The organism is Streptomyces sp. ISL-43 (assembly GCF_018614195.1).
GTDB lineage: Bacteria > Actinomycetota > Actinomycetes > Streptomycetales > Streptomycetaceae > Streptomyces.
The window spans coordinates 111,341-128,252 of sequence record NZ_JAGGOT010000051.1 but is presented as its reverse complement, the minus strand read 5'-3'; the positions used below and the strand labels follow the sequence as shown (position 1 = coordinate 128,252).

General features: G+C 70.0%; 15 protein-coding genes. 14 read left to right on the top strand and 1 reads right to left on the bottom strand.

What is annotated here, in order from left to right; genetic code table 11:
• The first annotated feature begins 3 nt into the window (after positions 1-3).
• The 13 genes from J7F03_RS27765 to J7F03_RS27705 all read left to right on the top strand — a co-directional run bounded on the left by J7F03_RS27765 (position 4) and on the right by J7F03_RS27705 (position 13,935).
• Complete coding sequence (locus J7F03_RS27765; protein WP_214954177.1) at positions 4-825, top strand: NAD(P)-dependent oxidoreductase; 822 nt, start codon at positions 4-6, stop codon at positions 823-825.
• A 135-nt stretch (positions 826-960) separates the two neighbouring features.
• Positions 961-1,602, top strand: coding sequence for a GntR family transcriptional regulator (locus tag J7F03_RS27760; protein WP_214954175.1), 642 nt, complete (start codon positions 961-963; stop codon positions 1,600-1,602).
• 2 nt (positions 1,603-1,604) lie between these two features.
• Positions 1,605-2,507, top strand: a complete 903-nt coding sequence (locus J7F03_RS27755; RefSeq protein ID WP_214954173.1) for a dihydrodipicolinate synthase family protein — start codon at positions 1,605-1,607, stop codon at positions 2,505-2,507.
• Entirely contained in the window at positions 2,504-4,225 is a 1,722-nt protein-coding gene (gene araD, locus J7F03_RS27750; RefSeq protein ID WP_214954170.1) for an L-arabinonate dehydratase, read from the top strand. The genes J7F03_RS27755 and araD overlap by 4 nt, the downstream gene beginning before the upstream one ends.
• A 59-nt stretch (positions 4,226-4,284) precedes the next feature.
• Positions 4,285-5,250 (top strand): carbohydrate ABC transporter permease, encoded by a 966-nt coding sequence (locus tag J7F03_RS27745; RefSeq protein WP_214954168.1) that lies wholly within the window; start codon positions 4,285-4,287, stop codon positions 5,248-5,250.
• On the top strand, positions 5,247-6,074 hold the full coding sequence (locus J7F03_RS27740) for a carbohydrate ABC transporter permease (protein WP_374104401.1): 828 nt from the start codon (positions 5,247-5,249) through the stop codon (positions 6,072-6,074). Before J7F03_RS27745 ends, J7F03_RS27740 begins: the two co-directional genes overlap by 4 nt.
• Positions 6,071-7,234: a Gfo/Idh/MocA family protein gene (locus J7F03_RS27735; RefSeq protein WP_214954166.1), complete on the top strand. Its 1,164-nt coding sequence runs from the start codon at positions 6,071-6,073 to the stop codon at positions 7,232-7,234. The genes J7F03_RS27740 and J7F03_RS27735 overlap by 4 nt, the downstream gene beginning before the upstream one ends.
• On the top strand, positions 7,231-8,070 hold the full coding sequence (locus J7F03_RS27730) for a PmoA family protein (protein WP_214954164.1): 840 nt from the start codon (positions 7,231-7,233) through the stop codon (positions 8,068-8,070). The genes J7F03_RS27735 and J7F03_RS27730 overlap by 4 nt, the downstream gene beginning before the upstream one ends.
• Before the next feature lie 104 nt (positions 8,071-8,174).
• Positions 8,175-9,515, top strand: coding sequence for a sugar ABC transporter substrate-binding protein (locus J7F03_RS27725; RefSeq protein WP_214954162.1), 1,341 nt, complete (start codon positions 8,175-8,177; stop codon positions 9,513-9,515).
• Complete coding sequence (locus J7F03_RS27720) at positions 9,512-10,315, top strand: rhamnogalacturonan acetylesterase (protein WP_214954160.1); 804 nt, start codon at positions 9,512-9,514, stop codon at positions 10,313-10,315. Before J7F03_RS27725 ends, J7F03_RS27720 begins: the two co-directional genes overlap by 4 nt.
• 2 nt (positions 10,316-10,317) lie before the next feature.
• Positions 10,318-11,607, top strand: a complete 1,290-nt coding sequence (locus J7F03_RS27715) for a polysaccharide lyase family 1 protein (protein WP_214954158.1) — start codon at positions 10,318-10,320, stop codon at positions 11,605-11,607.
• Positions 11,608-11,657: 50 nt separating this feature from the next.
• Complete coding sequence (locus tag J7F03_RS27710) at positions 11,658-12,788, top strand: pectinesterase family protein (protein WP_214954156.1); 1,131 nt, start codon at positions 11,658-11,660, stop codon at positions 12,786-12,788.
• A 22-nt stretch (positions 12,789-12,810) separates the two neighbouring features.
• Positions 12,811-13,935 carry a right-handed parallel beta-helix repeat-containing protein gene (locus tag J7F03_RS27705; RefSeq protein ID WP_214954154.1) on the top strand — a complete coding sequence of 375 codons (1,125 nt, stop codon included), beginning with the start codon at positions 12,811-12,813 and terminating at the stop codon, positions 13,933-13,935.
• 60 nt (positions 13,936-13,995) lie between these two features.
• Here J7F03_RS27705 and J7F03_RS27700 read toward each other — a convergent pair whose 3' ends face one another.
• Complete coding sequence (locus tag J7F03_RS27700; protein ID WP_214954152.1) at positions 13,996-15,087, bottom strand: LacI family DNA-binding transcriptional regulator; 1,092 nt, start codon at positions 15,085-15,087, stop codon at positions 13,996-13,998.
• A gap of 407 nt (positions 15,088-15,494) precedes the next feature.
• On the opposite strand from J7F03_RS27700, the gene J7F03_RS27695 reads away from it, so the two are divergent.
• A complete protein-coding gene (locus J7F03_RS27695) occupies positions 15,495-16,841 on the top strand; it encodes an ABC transporter substrate-binding protein (protein ID WP_214954150.1) in 1,347 nt (448 codons plus the stop codon).
• Positions 16,842-16,912: the final 71 nt, after the last annotated feature.

Below are 16,912 nucleotides of genomic sequence, written 5' to 3'. Positions count from 1 at the left end.
CGCATGGAAACCTCACACAAGAAGCCCCACACCGTCCTGCTCACCGGCGCGGCCGGGGGTGTCGGCACCCTCATGCGGGAGCTGTTGCCCGGCTACGGATACGAGCTCCGGCTGCTCGACCTGGTGCCGGTCGACGGCGCACCGGACGCGATCGTCGCCGACCTCGCCGACCGCCAGGCGCTGCGGGAGGCCGTCCGGGGCGTCGACGCGGTCATTCATCTCGCCGGGATATCCCTGGAGTCCACCTTGGAGAAGGTACTGGCCGCCAACGTCACCGGGCTGCACCACCTCTACGAGGCCGCCCGCGAGGAGGGGGTGCGCCGCATCGTCTTCGCCTCCAGCAACCACGCCGTCGGCTTCACCCCGCGGCCGCGCGGAGACGACCCGCTGGTCCCCGTCGACACCCCGCGCCGGCCCGACAGCTTCTACGGCTTGTCCAAGTGCTTCGGCGAGGACCTGGCCCAGCTCTACTGGGACCTCCACGAGGTCGAGACCGTATCGGTGCGGGTCGGCTCCTGCTTCCCCGAGCCGACTTCGGTCCGGATGCTGTCACTGTGGCTGAGCCCCGCCGACTGCGCACGGCTCCTCCACGCGGCGCTCACCGCCGAGAACGTCGGGCACACCGTCGTGTACGGCTCCTCCGCCAACACCCGGCTCTGGTGGGACCTTTCCTCGGCCCGGGCCATCGGCTACGAGCCGCGTGACGATTCGGAGCGGTTCGCGGAGCGGCTCGTCACCGAGCAGGGACTCCCGGACGAGGGCGACCCGGACGACCTGTACCTGGGCGGCCGGTTCTGCACCGACCCGCCGCGCTGGCCGCACTGACGACCACCACCCAGTAAGCGCTTTCCAAGACTCGTGCGCGAAGCATTGACGAAACACCAACTGCCGCTTAGCTTCTCGTCATTGCACTTCGTACATCATATATGAGACGCGATACACGAGATCTGAGAGTGCGTCATGGCCTTCGCTCCGAGCCCCATCCCGTCCCGCACCCAGTTCGTTCTGGAAGCGATCAAACACGACATCCTCACCGGGGTCCTGAGCCCCGGTCAGGCCCTCGTCGAAACGGAACTCGCCGCTCACTTCGGGGTGTCCAAGACCCCGGTCCGCGAGGCGCTCAAAACCCTCGCCGGCAGCGGACTCGTGGTGGTGAGCCAGTACAAGGGCGTCACCGTGCGCATGGTGGACGCCGACATGGCCCGCGAGGTCTACGACGTACGACTGCTCCTGGAGCCCGAGGCGGTCCGCCGCACGGTGGCCGCGCGCGCCCCGCTCGACGCGGCGCGCGAGGCACTGCGGCGGGCCGCCGGAGCCGAGGACCCCGCCGAACGTTCCCTCGCCAACCGCGAGTTCCACCGCGCCCTCTACCTGCCCTGCGGCAACCCCCTGCTCGGCCGGATGCTCGACGAGGTCCGCGACCAGGCCGCTCTCGTCTCCACCGTCGCCTGGGCCGCCGTCCCCTCCTGGGAGCACGAGGCCGCCGAACACGAGGAGATCCTGCGCCTCGCGACCGCCGGGGACGCGGACCGGGCCGGCCGGGCCCTCCACGACCACATCGCCTCCTTCGTCCAGCGCGCCTTCCCCCAGGACGGCGAGTGACCATGGCGTTCGAGACCCTGAGGACCGCACTCGCCGACGTCGTGGCCATCCCCGTGACGCCCTTCACCGCGGCGGGCGATCTGGACACCGACGCGCACCGCACCCTGCTCCGCCGTTTGATCGACGGCGGCGTGCGCACGCTCACTCCGAACGGGAACACCGGCGAGTTCTATGCCCTTACGCCCGAAGAGCGCCGCCTCGTAACGGAGTTGACCATCGAGGAGGCGCGGTGCCGCGCCACGGTCCTGGTCGGCGTGGGCCACGACGTGCCGACCGCGATCGCGGCCGCCCGGCACGCAGGCGCCTGCGGAGCACAGATGCTGATGGTGCACCAACCCGTGCACCCGTACGTCTCCGAAGACGGCTGGGTCGACTACCACCGGGAAATCGCCGAGGCCGTGCCCGAACTCGGCATCGTCCCCTACATCCGCAACCCGCAACTGAGCGGAGTGCGGCTCGCGGAGCTGGGCGACGCCTGCCCGAACGTGGTCGGGGTGAAGTACGCCGTTCCGGACTCGGCCCGGTTCGCCGGCTTCGCCCGTGACGCGGGGCTCGACCGCTTCGTCTGGGTGGCGGGGCTCGCCGAACCGTACGCCCCTTCCTACTTCGCGGGAGGCGCGACGGGCTTCACCTCCGGCCTCGTCAACGTCTGCCCCCCGCTCTCCCTGGAGATGCTGTCCGCTCTGCGGGCCGGCGACTACCCGGCCGCCATGAAGGTGTGGGAGCTGATCCGCCGATTCGAGGAGCTGCGGGCAGCCAACGGCAGCGCCGACAACGTCACCGTCGTCAAGGAGGCCCTCGCCTCACTCGGTCTGTGCCGGCGCGACATCCGCCCGCCCAGCCGTGAGCTGCCCGTTTCCGCACGCGCCGAGGTCGCCGCGATAGCCGCCGGATGGCAGGCATGAGCGGGCGACCCGACCAGCTGCGCAGCCACCAGTGGTACGGCACGGACGGACTGCGCTCGTTCAGCCACCGCGCCCGCACGCGCCAGCTCGGCTACCTCCCCGAGGAGCACCTGGGCAAGCCGGTGGTGGCGATCCTCAACACCTGGTCCGACATCAATCCCTGCCACGTTCATCTCCGGGAGCGCGCGCAGGCCGTGAAGCGGGGCGTGTGGCAAGCCGGTGGCTTCCCGCTCGAATTCCCGGTCTCCACCCTCTCCGAGACCTTCCAGAAGCCGACGCCGATGCTCTACCGCAACCTCCTCGCGATGGAGACGGAAGAACTGCTGCGCTCCTACCCGGTCGACGGCGCGGTTCTCCTCGGCGGCTGCGACAAGTCGACCCCGGCCCTGCTGATGGGCGCTGCCTCGGTGGATCTGCCGACCGTCTTCGTGCCGGCCGGGCCGATGCTGCCGGGCCACTGGCGGGGCGAGACCCTCGGTTCCGGCACCGACATGTGGAAGTACTGGGACGACAAGCGGGCGGGCCTGATCGGGGACTGCGAAATGGCCGAGCTGGAGAGCGGGCTGGCCCGCTCCCCCGGCCACTGCATGACCATGGGCACGGCCTCCACGCTCACCGCCGCCGCCGAGACCCTCGGCGTGACCGTGCCGGGCGCCTCCTCGATCCCGGCGGTCGACTCGGGCCACGACCGGATGGCGGCCGCCTCCGGGATGCGGATCGTGGAGCTCGTACGGCAGGATCGGCGGTTGTCCCGGATTCTGAGCCGGGAGGCGTACGAGGACGCGGTCGCCGCCGTGCTGGCGCTCGGCGGGTCGACGAACGCGGTCATCCATCTGATCGCCATGGCCCGCCGTTCAGGGGTGAAGCTCACCCTGGACGACTTCGACCGCATCGCGCGGACCGTGCCGGTGCTGGCCGATCTCCGCCCCGGTGGGCGGTTCCTCATGGAGGACTTCCATTTCGCCGGCGGCATGCCCGGGTTCCTCTCCCGTCTCACCGACGTGCTTCATCTCGACCGGCCGACCGTCTCCCACGACACGCTGCGGGAACAGCTCGACGGCGCTCGGGTGCACAACGACGAGGTGATCCGGGAGCGTGAACGGGCGGTCGCACCCGAAGGCGGGGTCGCGGTGCTGCGCGGGAACCTCTGCCCGGACGGCGCGGTCATCAAGCACATCGCCGCCGAGCCGCACTTGCTGAAGCACACAGGTCGTGCGGTGGTCTTCGACGACTACCGCACCATGCAGCGGACCATCGACGACCCGGAGCTCGGGATCACCGCGGACCATGTGCTCGTGTTGCGGGGCGCCGGGCCGAAGGGCGGACCGGGGATGCCGGAGTACGGGATGCTGCCGATCCCCAGGCATCTGCTGGAACAGGGCGTACGGGACATGGTCCGGATCTCCGACGCCCGGATGAGCGGCACGAGTTACGGCACGTGTGTGCTCCACGTCGCGCCCGAGTCGTACGTCGGCGGGCCGCTCGCCCTCGTCCGCACGGGCGACACGATCACCCTCGACGTCGAGGCGCGCACGCTCCATCTACACGTTTCCGAGGACGAGTTGGCGCGTCGGCGGGAGGAGTGGACCCCGCCGCCGGTCCGCTACGAGCGCGGCTACGGGGCGCTCTACAACGAGCACGTCACCCAGGCCGACACGGGATGCGACTTCGAGTTCCTGGCTCGGGCGGGGGCGACTCCCGATCCCTACGCGGGCTGATTCCCTTCGCGCGGCCGGCGAATCCGCCTGTCCGAAATACCGAGAACGGAGCCACCGTCATGGCCTCAGCTGTGACCCGACCCCCTCAGGCGCCGAAAGCCCCCCAGGTCTCCCGGGCGCCCCAGGTACGCGGTCGCCGCCGCACGGGAGCCTCCCCCCGCCGACTGCCGTACCTGCTGATCGCCCCCGCCGGGCTGCTGATGCTGGGCTTCATCGCCTATCCCGTGCTCAGCGTCTTCTCTTACAGCTTTCAGGACTACAACCCCACCAAGCCCTGGCGGAACGGCTTCGCCGGCTTGGACAACTTCGTGCGCATCTTCACCGACGACCCGCACTTCTGGGGGACGCTGACGTTCAGTGTGAAGTGGGTCGCCGTCGAGGTGAGCCTGCAGCTCCTGTTCGGCCTGGCCCTCGCGCTGATCGTCAACCAGACGTTCGCGGGCCGCGCCTTGGGCCGGGCGCTGGTGTTCTCCCCGTGGGCGGTCTCCGGAGTACTGACTTCAGCCATCTGGGTGCTGATCTACAACTCCCAGACGGGCATGACCCGTTACCTCGCGGACATGGGAATCGGTGAGTACGGCACGTCCTGGCTGTCCGACACGTCCACGGTCTTCTCCGCGGTGGTCGTCGCCGATCTGTGGCGCGGTGTCCCCTTCTTCGCGATCCTCATCCTCGCCGACCTCCAGTCCGTGCCGAAGGACCTGTACGAGGCCGCCGAGGTCGACGGGGCGGGCCGGCTGCGGCAGTTCCTCCACATCACGCTGCCGCACCTCAGGGACGCGATCATCCTGTCCACCCTGCTGCGGGCGGTGTGGGAGTTCAACAACGTGGATCTCCTCTACACCCTGACCGGCGGCGGCCCCGCGGGCGAGACGACCACGCTGCCCCTCTACATCGCCAACACCAGTGTCGACGCCCACAACTTCGGATACGCCTCCGCGCTCACGACGGTGGCGTTCGTGATCCTTCTCTTCTGCTCGATGGTCTATCTGCGCCTGAGCAAGTTCGGAGGCGAAAGCAAGTGAACCGGCGGCGCGCCTGGGACGAGGTCCCCCGGTGGCAGATCTACCTGCCGCTCGGCATCTATCTTCTCTTCACCCTGATCCCCTTCTACTGGATCCTGCTCTTCGCCCTCCGACCGGCAGGCTCCACATCACTGGTGCCGTGGCCCATGACCACCGAGCACTTCGCGAAGGTGTGGACCGAGCGAAGCTTCGCCATCTACTTCCAGAACAGTCTGCTCATCGGCCTCGCGACCCTGGTGATGACCACGGTGATCGCGCTCACCGGCGGCTATGCGCTGGCCCGCTTCGACTTCCGGATCAAGAAGGGCTTCATGCTGGCCCTGCTGTGCTCCCAGTTCGTCCCGGGCGCGCTGTTGCTCGTACCGCTGTTCCAGACCTTCGCCAGTCTGCGGATGATCAACTCTCTGGGCAGCGTCATCATCGCGGAGACGGTCTTCCAGCTCCCCTTGTCCATGATCCTCATCAGCGGCTTCATCAAGAACGTGCCCTATTCCCTGGAGGAGGCCGCCTGGGTGGACGGCTGCAACCGCTTCGGCGCGTTCCGCATCGTCGTCCTGCCGCTCCTGCGGCCCGGTCTGGTCGCCGTAGGCTCCTTCGCCTTCGTCCACGCCTGGAACCACTTCCTCTTCGCGCTGATGTTCCTCAGCAGCCAGGAGAAGCAGACCATTCCGGTCGGCCTCAACACCCTCATGGGCGCGGACAGCGTCGACCTGGGTGCGCTCGCCGCGGGCGGCGTGATCGCGGCGGTGCCCGTCGTCATCGTGTTCGCCTTCATCCAGAAGTGGCTGGTCACCGGCTTCAGCGCGGGGGCGGTGAAGGGATGAGTACCGTACGCACCCCACTGCCCGTGGTCCTGGCGGGTGCACGCGGCCACGGCCGTTCGCACCTGCGGGGCATCCGCAGGCTCGAACACCTCGGCCTGGTCCGCCTCGCCGGCGTCTGCGAGCTACGGCCGCTCGACGCCGATGAGCTGGACGGGTTCGGCGCCCCGGAGCAGTCCTCGGACTTCGACTCGCTGATGGCCTCCACCGGGGCCCGGATCGCCGTGCTCTGTACGCCGATCCAGACCCACACCGATCTGGCCCTGACCGCCGCCGGCCACGGCGCGCACATCCTCCTGGAGAAGCCCCCGGCACCGTCGTACGCGGAGTTCCGCCGGATGGCGGACGCAGTGGCGGCGGCCGGTGTGGCCTGCCAGATCGGCTTCCAGTCCCTCGGCTCACATGCTGTTCCCGCCATCAGGCGGCTCATCGAGGAGGGCGAGATCGGCGAACTCCTCGGCGTCGGCGCGGCCGGCGCCTGGGTCCGTGACGAGGCGTACTTCCGACGTGCGCCCTGGGCCGGCCACCGGCGCCTGGACGGCATCGACGTCGTCGACGGGGCCCTGACCAACCCGCTGGCCCATGCCGTCGCCACCGCGCTGGCCCTCGCCGGCAGCACTCGGGCCGAGGACGTCGAGCACATCGAGGCCGAGCTCACGCGTGCCAACGCCATCGAGTCCGACGACACCTCCTGCGTCCGGATCGTGACCACGGCAGGCAGCCGGATCACCGTCGCGGCGACCCTGTGCGCCGAGAAGGACTCCGAGCCGTACGTGGTGGTCCACGGCAGCCGGGGGCGCATCACCTTCTGGTACCGCCAGGACCGGGTGCTGCTCCAGCGGGCCGGGCACGGCCCGGAGGAGACCGTCCACGGCCGGACCGATCTGCTGGAGAACCTCGTCGGCCATGTGACCGACGGCGAGGCCCTGTGCGTACCGCCCGAGGAGACCGGCGCGTTCATGCGGGTCGTGGAGGCGATCCGGCTGGCACCCGACCCCGTGGCGCTGCCGGACGCGTACTGGCACACCGAGCCGGGCCGCGGTACGCCGCGCCGGGTCGTCGACGGGATCGACGCACTCGTCGACACGAGTGCCCACACACTCAGCCTCTACTCCGAACTCAGCGCCCCCTGGACGCTGCCGGCCGGGGCGGAGGCCCGATGAACGCGGCCCTCGTCCTGCGCTGCGCCGGGCGCCCGGTGGCCCGGTACACCGCTGGTGCGGACATGGCACGGGACCACTCCCCCCGGCCCTGCCTGCATCCCGTCACCACCCTGGCAGGGGTCCGTGTCACCGACCTGATGCCCGCGGACCACCCGCACCACCTCGGCGTCGGCGTGGCCGTGCCCGACGTGGCGGGCCACAACTTCTGGGGCGGGCGCACCTTCGTACGCGACCGGGGGCCGACCGAGCTCGACAACCACGGCGTGCAGCGGCACGACGGCTTCACACTCCGCGCACCGGACGGGTTCGTGGAGAACCTGAGCTGGACGGCCGGGGGCCGGGTGCTCCTGCGCGAACGCCGGACCGTGGCGACGGCGGTACTGAGCGACTCGGCCTGGGCCCTGGACTTCGCCTTCTCGCTCACCGAGGTGTCGGGCCAAGCCCTGTCCATCGGCAGCCCGGCCACCAACGGACGACCGGGCGCGGCCTACGGCGGCTTCTTCTGGCGCGCACCCAAGGAGGCGGCGGCGCCGGTCGTCTTCAGTGCGGACGCGGACGGCGAGGAGGCCGTGCACGGCTCCCGTGCCGGCTGGGTCGCGCTGGCCGGCCCGGGCTGGACCCTGGTCTTCGCCGGCGCGAGCGAGGAGACGAGGCGCGATCCGTGGTTCCTGCGCGCCGCCGAGTACCCGGGCGTGGGTTCCTCCCTCGCCCATGACCGGCGGCTGCCCGTCGCGGCCGGAGCGACCGTCGTGCGGCGGGTCGTCACCGTGGTGGCCGACGGACATCTGGCGCGGGCAGAGGCCGCCGCGCTGGTGCGCAAGGCGGTCGCGGCATGAGCCGCACCGTGGTCGCCGCGTTCCGCACCACCCCTGAACACACTCCCCACACCACACGACGTCCCCGACAGACCCCGACAGACCCCGAGAGAAGAGAGCCGACGATGACCAGCTTCCGTGAAGGGCGGCGCAGAGCCGTCTGTGCCCTGGCCCTGACCACCGTGCTCGCCCTGACCGCCACCGCCTGCGGGGACGACGGCAGCGGCGCGGCGGGCGACAAGGGCGGCGAGGGTTCGGGCAAGGGAGAGATCACCTTCTGGGACAACAACGGCGGTGTCCGCACCGACGTCTGGAAGGCGATCATCGAGGACTTCGAGAAGCAGAACCCCGAGATCAAGGTGAACTACGTCGGGATCGCCTCGACCGAGGTCCAGTCCAAGTACGACACGGCCATCCAGGGCGGCGGCCTGCCGGACGTCGGCGGCGTCGGAGCGGCGATGCTCGCCGGGATCGCCGTGCAGAACACCTTGGAGCCGCTCGACGCCCGGGTCGACGGCAGCGCCCTCAAGGGCAAGCTCAACGCGGGGATGGTCGAGAGCGTGAAGTCGGCGGGGGGCCAGGGCAAGCTCTTCACCGTTCCCACCTCCGCCAGCAACGGTGTCCTCTATTACCGCACCGATCTGTTCCAGGCGGCCGGCCTGCAGCCGCCCGAGACCTGGTCCGCTTTCTACGAGGCGGCCGCCAAGCTGACCCAGAAGGACACGAACAAGTTCGGCTACACCATCCGCGGCGGTGCGGGCTCCATCGCCCAGGCGCTGGACGCCATGTACGGCCAGAGCGGTGTCACCAGCTTCTGGAACGGCGACAAGACAACGGTCAACGATCCCAAGAACGTTGCCGCGTTGGAGAAGCACGTGGGTCTGTTCAAGAACAACACCCCGGCGGCCGACGTCAACAACGACTTCACCAAGATGGTCGCCCAGTGGGACAGCGGCGAGATCGGCATGCTGAGCCACAACCTGGGCTCCTACAAGGACCATGTGAAGGCGCTCGGTACGGAGAAGTTCCGCGGCATCCCGAACCCGACCACCGACGACGGCACCCGGGTACAGGTCTCCCACCCGGTCGACGGTCTCGCCCTGTTCTCGTCGAGCAAGAACAAGACGGCGGCCTGGAAGTTCATCGAGTTCGCCGCCTCGCACGCCTCCAACAGCAAGTGGAACGAGTCGGCGGGCGCGATCCCGGCCAACACCGAGGCGGCTCAGGACCCCTGGATCCAGAAGGCCGAGCCGACCAAGCTCGCCGCCGAGGCCCTCTTCAGCGGCAAGGCCACGATCGTGCAGCTGCCGTACTACCTGCCCGACTGGAACACCATCTCCAAAGCCGACAACGAGCCCGCCTTCCAGAAGGTCCTGCTCGGCAAGTCCACGTCGAAGGAGTTCCTGGACAGCCTCGCCGAGCAGCTGAACACGGCGCAGGCCGAGTGGAAGACGCAGAACAAATGACCCTCACCCGCCGCCGGGCGGTCACGGCCGGGACGGGGCTCGCGCTCACCCTGGCCGCGTCCCGCGCCTCGGCCGCACCCCGAGGAAGCGGGCGCACGCGCACCCTCTACGTCGCCGGCGACTCCACGGCCGCGCAGAAGTACGCCGACGCCGCCCCGGAGACCGGGTGGGGCATGGCGCTGCCCTTCTTCCTGCACAAGCACGTTCCGGTCGCCAACCACGCGGTCAACGGCCGCAGCACCAAAAGCTTCATCGACGAAGGCCGGCTGACCTCGATCCTGGACGTGATCCGGCCCGGAGACCTCCTGCTGATCCAGTTCGGCCACAACGACCAGAAGGCCACGGACCCCACGCGCTACACGGAACCCTGGACCTCCTATCAGGACAACCTGTGCCGGTACGTCGACGGCGCGCGCGAGCACGGGGCCCTGCCGGTCCTCGCCACCTCCGTCGAGCGCCGCAGGTTCGACGCCGACGGCACCGCTCTTCGCACCCACGGGGAGTACCCGGCCGCGATGCGGCAGGTGGCCCGGGAGGAGGGCGTCGACCTCATCGACGTCCAGGAGCTGTCCTTGGCGCTCTGGCAGAGGCTCGGCCCGGAGACCACGAAGACGTACTTCAACTGGACGGCGGCCGAGCAGGACAACACCCACTTCAACCCGCCGGGCGCGATCGCCGTGGCCCGGCTGGTCGCCACCGGACTGCTGCGCACCCGCGCCCTCGCACCGGGCGACACCCGCCGCATCGACGAGGAAGTCCCCGCGCAATGGATCACCTGGCCCGATTCCGAGGAGAGCTGAGCATGCGACACACACGGATATGGGCGGTGGGCGCCGCCGCCCTCGTCCTGAGCGTCACCGGTCCCGCGTCCGCCGCGCACGCCGGGCCGGCCGCGCCCGACCTCGCCCGCCAGGTCCTCCCGGCCGGTGACGGCTGGGCGTCGGACGGTACGGGGACCAACGGCGGCGCCGCGGCCGATGGCTCCCGCGTCTTCACCGTCACCACCTGGGATGAGTTCCGTGCGGCGCTCGCCGTCGCGGGCACCGAGCCGCGGATCGTCAAGGTCCTGGGAACGCTGAACGCCACGGCCGCCGGCTGCGCGGCCTTCGAGGCTCCCGGGTACGGCTTCGAGGCGTACCTCGCCGCCTACGACCCCGCGGTCTGGGGGTACGACACCGAGGTCAGCGGGGAGCAGGAGGATCTGCGGGCCGCCTCCGCCAAGGCGCAGGGGAAGGCCATCAAGGCGTACGTCCCCGCCAACACGACGATCGTCGGTGTCGGCAGGAATGCCGGCATCACCGGCGGCAGCCTTCAGCTCCAAGGCGTCGACAACGTCGTCGTCCGCAACCTGACCGTGGAGAGCCCGCTCGACTGCTTCCCGCAGTGGGACCCGACGGACGGGGCTACGGGGGCGTGGAACTCCGAGTACGACAGCGTGGTCGTGTACGGCTCCACCCATGTGTGGATCGACCACAACACGTTCACCGACGGAGCCCACCCGGACGGTTCCCTGCCCTCGTACTACGGTGAGCGCTACCAGCAACACGACGGCGAGCTGGACGTCGTGCGCGGCGCCGACCTGGTCACCGTCTCCTGGAACGTCTTCGCCGACCACGACAAGACCTTGATGATCGGCAACAGCGACAGCGCGGGCGCCACCGACCGCGGCAAGCTGCGCGTCACCCTCCATCACAACCTCTTCGAGAACGTCGTCGAGAGGGCGCCGCGGGTCCGCTTCGGCAAGGTCGACGCGTACAACAACCACTTCGTGGTGCCCGGTTCGTCATACTCCTACAGCTTGGGCATCGGAATCGAGTCCCAGCTCGTCGCGGAGAAGAACGCCTTCACGGTCGCCGAGGGCGTCCAGGCCGGAAAGATCCTCAAGAAGTGGAAGGACGCCCCGGTCACCACTGCGGGCAATCTCGTCAACGGTGCGCGGGTCGACCTCCTCGCGGTCCACAACGCACAGTTCCCCGGGGAGATCCTGCGCGCCGACGCGGGCTGGACGCCGTCCCTGCGCACCCGGGTCGACGTGCCGCAGGCCGTGCCCGCTCTCGTCGACCACCGCGCGGGCGCGGGCCGACCGCGCTGACCTTCCGGCCGCCGCCCTCTCCCCCCTTTCAGCAGCGAAGGAGCTCCCCCATGCCCTCGCACCATCCACGAGCCGCCTTCGGCCGCCGTTCCCTGCTCACCGCCGGCGCCGGCGCGGCGTTCGCGCTCGCCCTGGCCGCCCCTCCCGCCGCCGCCCTCGCCGGGGCCGGCCCGTTCGGCCGGTTCGGTTCGCCGGCCGCCCGGCTCACCGAGCGCACCCTGTACGTCCACCCGGGCGGCCTCGGCGACCACACCACCGTCCAGGCCGCGGTGAACGCGGCGGACGGCCCCGGCCGGACGCTGGTCCTCGCTCCGGGCACGTACCGGGAGACCGTCGCCGTCAGCCCGGCCCGCACCGCCATGACCTGGGTCGGCGCGAGCGAGAACCCCCGTGACGTCGTCATCGTGTACGACAACGCGGCCGGCACGGCCCGGCCCGACGGCGGCACCTACGGCACGACCGGTTCGGCGACCACAACCGTCCAAGCGGACGGATTCACCGCGCAGTGGATCACCTTCGCGAACGACTTCCTGCGCACCGACCTCCCCGGGAATCCCGGCACGCAGGCAGTCGCGCTCAAGGTCCAGGGTGACCGGTCCGCCTTCTTCCACTGCCGGTTCCTCGGACATCAGGACACCCTCTACACCGACTCGATGGAGTTGGCCACCGTCGCCCGCCAGTACTTCGCGCACTGCTACGTCGAGGGCGACGTCGACTTCGTCTTCGGCAGGGCCCGCGCGGTCTTCGAACACTGCCACTTCCGTACGCTGCTCCGCCCCGATCTGGCGGGCGCCCCGTACGGCTTCGTCTTCGCCCCCTCCACCGCCCGCGCCAACCAGTACGGTCTCCTGGCCGTCCGCTGCCGGGTGACCGGCGAGGCACCGGACGGCTTCTACAAGCTGGCCCGGCCCTGGGTCCCGGGCTCGGACCCGAGCGCCTGGCCGTCCCTCGTCGTCCGCGACAGCGTGCTCGGTCCGGGCATCGACGCCACCGCGCCGTACGCGAACATGCGGGACGCCCATCCGTGGCAGGCCCAGCGCTTCGCGGAGTACCGCAACACCGGTCCGGGTGCGTCGATCGACGTCCCGCAGAACCGCCCTCAACTCACCGTGTCACAAGCCGAGTCGGCGACCAGAGACCGCTACCTCGCCGACTGGCGTCCCGTGCCCGCCTGTTCCTGACCTACGAGAGGACCCGCACCTCATGTCTCGCAACGGCAGCAAGCGCAGCGCTTTCACCGCCCTGTCCCTCCTCGCCACCACCGCCGGCCTCGGAGCGCTGGCCGCCCCCGCCCATGCCGCAACCGTCGTCGTCGCCGGCGCGACCGAACTCGCCAGCGCGATCAAGAACGCCACGCCCGGCACGGTCATCCAGGTCCGCGGCGGCACCTACTACCCGACCGCCGTCCTCCAGTCCACCGCCAACGGCACCGCGAGCAGCCGCATCCGGCTCCAGCCCTACGGCTCCGAGACGGTGAAGATCGACGGCTCGAACCTGCCCGCCGGGTCCTGGATCTTCAAACTGACCGCCGACTACTGGACCGTCTCCGGCATCACGTTCCAGAACTCCCCCGACAGTGCCGTCGTCTGCACCTCATGCACCGGCACCGAGTGGTCCGGCATCAAGACGATCAACGGCGGCGACTCCGGCTTCACGCTCACGGGCGACGACACGAACAACAACACCGTCAGGAACCTTGACTCGTACGGCCATTACGATGCGGCCAACCACGGTGAGAACGCCGACGGACTCGCCGTCAAGTTCGGTTCGGGCACCGGCAACCTGATCACCGGGGCACGGCTCTCCAACAACTCCGACGACGGCATCGACCTGTGGTCCTGGTCCAGCCCCGTGACGATCGAACACACCTGGTCGTACGGAAACGGCAAGAACCGCTGGTCCGACTCCGCCTTCGCGGGAGACGGCAACGGCTACAAGCTCGGTGGCGACGGCGAGGTCGTCGCCCATGTCGTCAACAACTCGGCGGCCTGGGACAACGCGGGCAACGGATTCACCGAGAACAGCAACAAGGGCGCCATCGTCCTCAACCGTACGACCGCCTACGCCAACGGGAAGTGGGGCTACTACTTCGCGACCGGGGCGGCTCGGCTGGCCCGGAACCTCGCCGTGAGCAACGGCTCGGGGCTCTCCAAGCGGGGCTCCTCGGTCGTCTCGGCGGCCAACAACTGGGACTCTGGGATCGCGACCCCGCCCTTCCTCGGCAAGGACGCCACCAGCGCGTACGGCGCCAGGAAGTCCGACGGGTCGCTCCCGGCGACGACGTTCCTGACGACCGGTTCGACGACGATCGGCTCGACGATGAACTGACGGTCGCGGGAAGGAGCCGTACGGGGCCCTCCGGTCCCGTACGGCTCCCGGCCATGCCCCTCAGGAGGAGTCCCGCACGATCAGTTCCGTCGGAAGGACCCGGCGCTGCTCCTCGTCCTCTTCCTCCGACGCCGCGGAACCGCCCCGCTGCTCCGCCCCGGACATCTCGGCGATCTTCTGGAGCAGCAGCCGGGTCATCGTGCGGCCCATCTCCTCGATCGGCTGGCGCACGCTCGTCAGGGGCGGATCCATCAGACGGGCCACCGTGGAGTCGTCGACCCCGACCAGGGCCACGTCCTCGGGGACCCGGCGCCCGGCCTCGCGCAGCACGCCGCGCGCGCCGGCCGCCATCACGTCGGAGGCGGCGAAGACCGCGTCCAGGCCCGGTGCGCGCTCCAGGAGCTCGCGCATCGCCAGCCGGCCGCCCTCCTCGGTGAAGTCCGCGGTCGCCACGAGCGACTCGTCGGGCGCGATCCCCGCCTCGGCGAGCCCCGCGCGGTACCCGCCCAGACGCGCGCGGGCCACGTACATGTCGAGCGGCCCGCTGATGGTGGCGATCCTGCCCCTGCCCCGCGCCACGAGGTGGGCGACGGCCGCCCGGCCCGCGCCGATGTTGTCGGAGTCCACGTAGTCGACGGGTTCGGCCTCGGAACGCCGTCCGTTCATGACGACCGGCAGCCCCAGCTTCGCGATCCGATCGGGCAGCGGGTCGTCGCCGTGGACGGATGCCAGCAGTACTCCGTCGACCCGCTGGGCGGCCAGGTAGTTCTCGAACCGCTGCCGCTCCGCCTCGGTCCGGACCAAGGTGAGCAGCAACTGCTTGTCCGCTTCGGCGAGTTCGGCGCTCACCCCACGGATCAGGTCGAGGAAGTACGGCTCCGAGAACAGCCTGGCCTCGGTCTCCGGGATGACGAGGGCGACCGCGTCGGTCCGGTTGCCGGCCAGCGCTCTGGCCGCCTGGTTGGGTACGTACCCGAGTTCGGCGACGGCGCGGGCGACGGCGTCCCTGGCCTGGTCGCTCACCCGTGGCGAGCCGTTGATCACCCGGGAGACCGTGCCCCGGCCGACGCCGGCCAGGGCCGCGACCTCTTCCAGCGTGGGCCTGCCGTTCTGCCGTCCGCTCACGACTCTCGAACTCCCCTCGTGCGACATCGCTCCCGTGCCGGTAGGCGCCGGTCCGGTCGCGGCTGATCAGGCAGGACAGTGGATCCCGCCCCCGTCCCGCGCGGAACACGTTACGCCGATCCGATAGGTGGGAGCGCTCCCACACTATCCAGGATCTCCCGCCGACGCCAAGGCCGCGTTCACAACCCGACAGGTCTCTCACCAGGAACGGGTGCGTGACCCTCGGCGAACACCTTCACGTAATGAATTCGCGTTCATCTCTTGACACCCGCACCCGCCAAGCAGCAACCTTCCGGCAACGACGTGGGAGCGCTCCCACCCCAGTACCTGAGAACGACCTTCACATCGGGTCCGGGCAGGCCCTCGCCGAGCCGCGAACAGCCCGCCGGACCGCCTGGCGCACAAAGAGCACCACCTTGGACGAGGAGAGTGGAATGCGCACTTCCAGCAGCAGACGCGGACGCCGCACCGCGATCGCCGCGGTCGCCGTCGTAGCGACCGGTACGGCCTTGCTCACCGGCTGCGGCAGCGACGGCGACAGCGGCGGCAAAAGCGGCGCGGCCGGCAGCGAGAAGATCACGCTGCGGATCGGTACCTTCGGTTCCTTCGGCTACGACGACGCGACCGGGGCCAAGCTCTACGCCGAGTACGAGAAGGCCCACCCGAACATCAAGATCGAGGAATCGAACGTCGCCGACGGCCAGAAGTACTGGGACACGCTCAAGCTGCGCCTCTCCCGCGACAGCGGGCTCGCGGACATCCAGGCCCTGGAGGTGGGCTACATCGCCGAGGCGACCGGGCCCGCCATGGCGGACAAGTGGGCCGACCTCGGCAAGACGGGCGGTGCGGACCTCGGCGCGTTCCTCGACTGGAAGGTCAAGCAGGCCACCACGGGCGACGGCAAGGTCATCGGTCTCGGCACGGACATCGGCCCGATGGCCATCTGCTACAACAAGGACCTGTTCGCCGCGGCCAAGCTGCCGACCGATCGCGCCGAGGTCGCCAAGCTCTGGGCCGGCGACTGGGCGAGGTTCATCCAGACCGGCGAGACGTACAAGAAGAGCGCCCCGGAGGGGACCTCTTTCCACGACTCCGCGAGCGGCCTGTTCAACGCCGTGATCTCCAGCGAGCCGGTGCAGTACGCCAACACGAAGGGCGAGCTGGACTACGAGAACAGTCCCGGCGTGAAGAAGGCGTGGGACACCGCCGTGGCGGCGGCGAACGGCGAACTGACAGCCAAGCTGCGCCAGTTCGACGAGAAGGGCACCTGGAACGCGGCCTTCAAGAACTCGAAGTTCGCCACCGTCGCCTGCCCGAGCTGGATGACGGGCATCATCAAGGACCAGGCGGGCCCGGAGAACCAGGGCAAGTGGGACATCGCCGCGCCGCCCGTGGCCGGGAACTGGGGCGGCTCGTTCCTCGCCGTACCGAAGTCGGGCAAGCACGCGAAGGAGGCGGCCGAGCTGGCCGCCTGGCTCACCGCTCCGGCGCAGCACGCCAAGGTCTTCGGCGTGAACGGCAACATCCCGTCCTCCAAGGACACGCTCAGCTCCCCGACGGTCCAGGACGCCAAGCTGCCGTACTTCGGTGACACCCCGGTCGGCAGGATCTACTCGCAGGCCGCGGCCGGTATCGCGCCCGCCCCGATCAGCCGCTGGGACGGCCAGGTGAAGACGTTCCTCACCGACAACGGCATCCTCGACATCGAGCAGCGCGGCACCGACCCGGCGAAGGCCTGGGAGAACGTCAAGAAGCTGGTCGACGACAAGATCGACCAGTAGCGGGGGCAGTGTGACGGCCCGCCGCCTCCCGCGGGCGGCGGGCCGTCACCGTTCGCACCACCGCACGCATC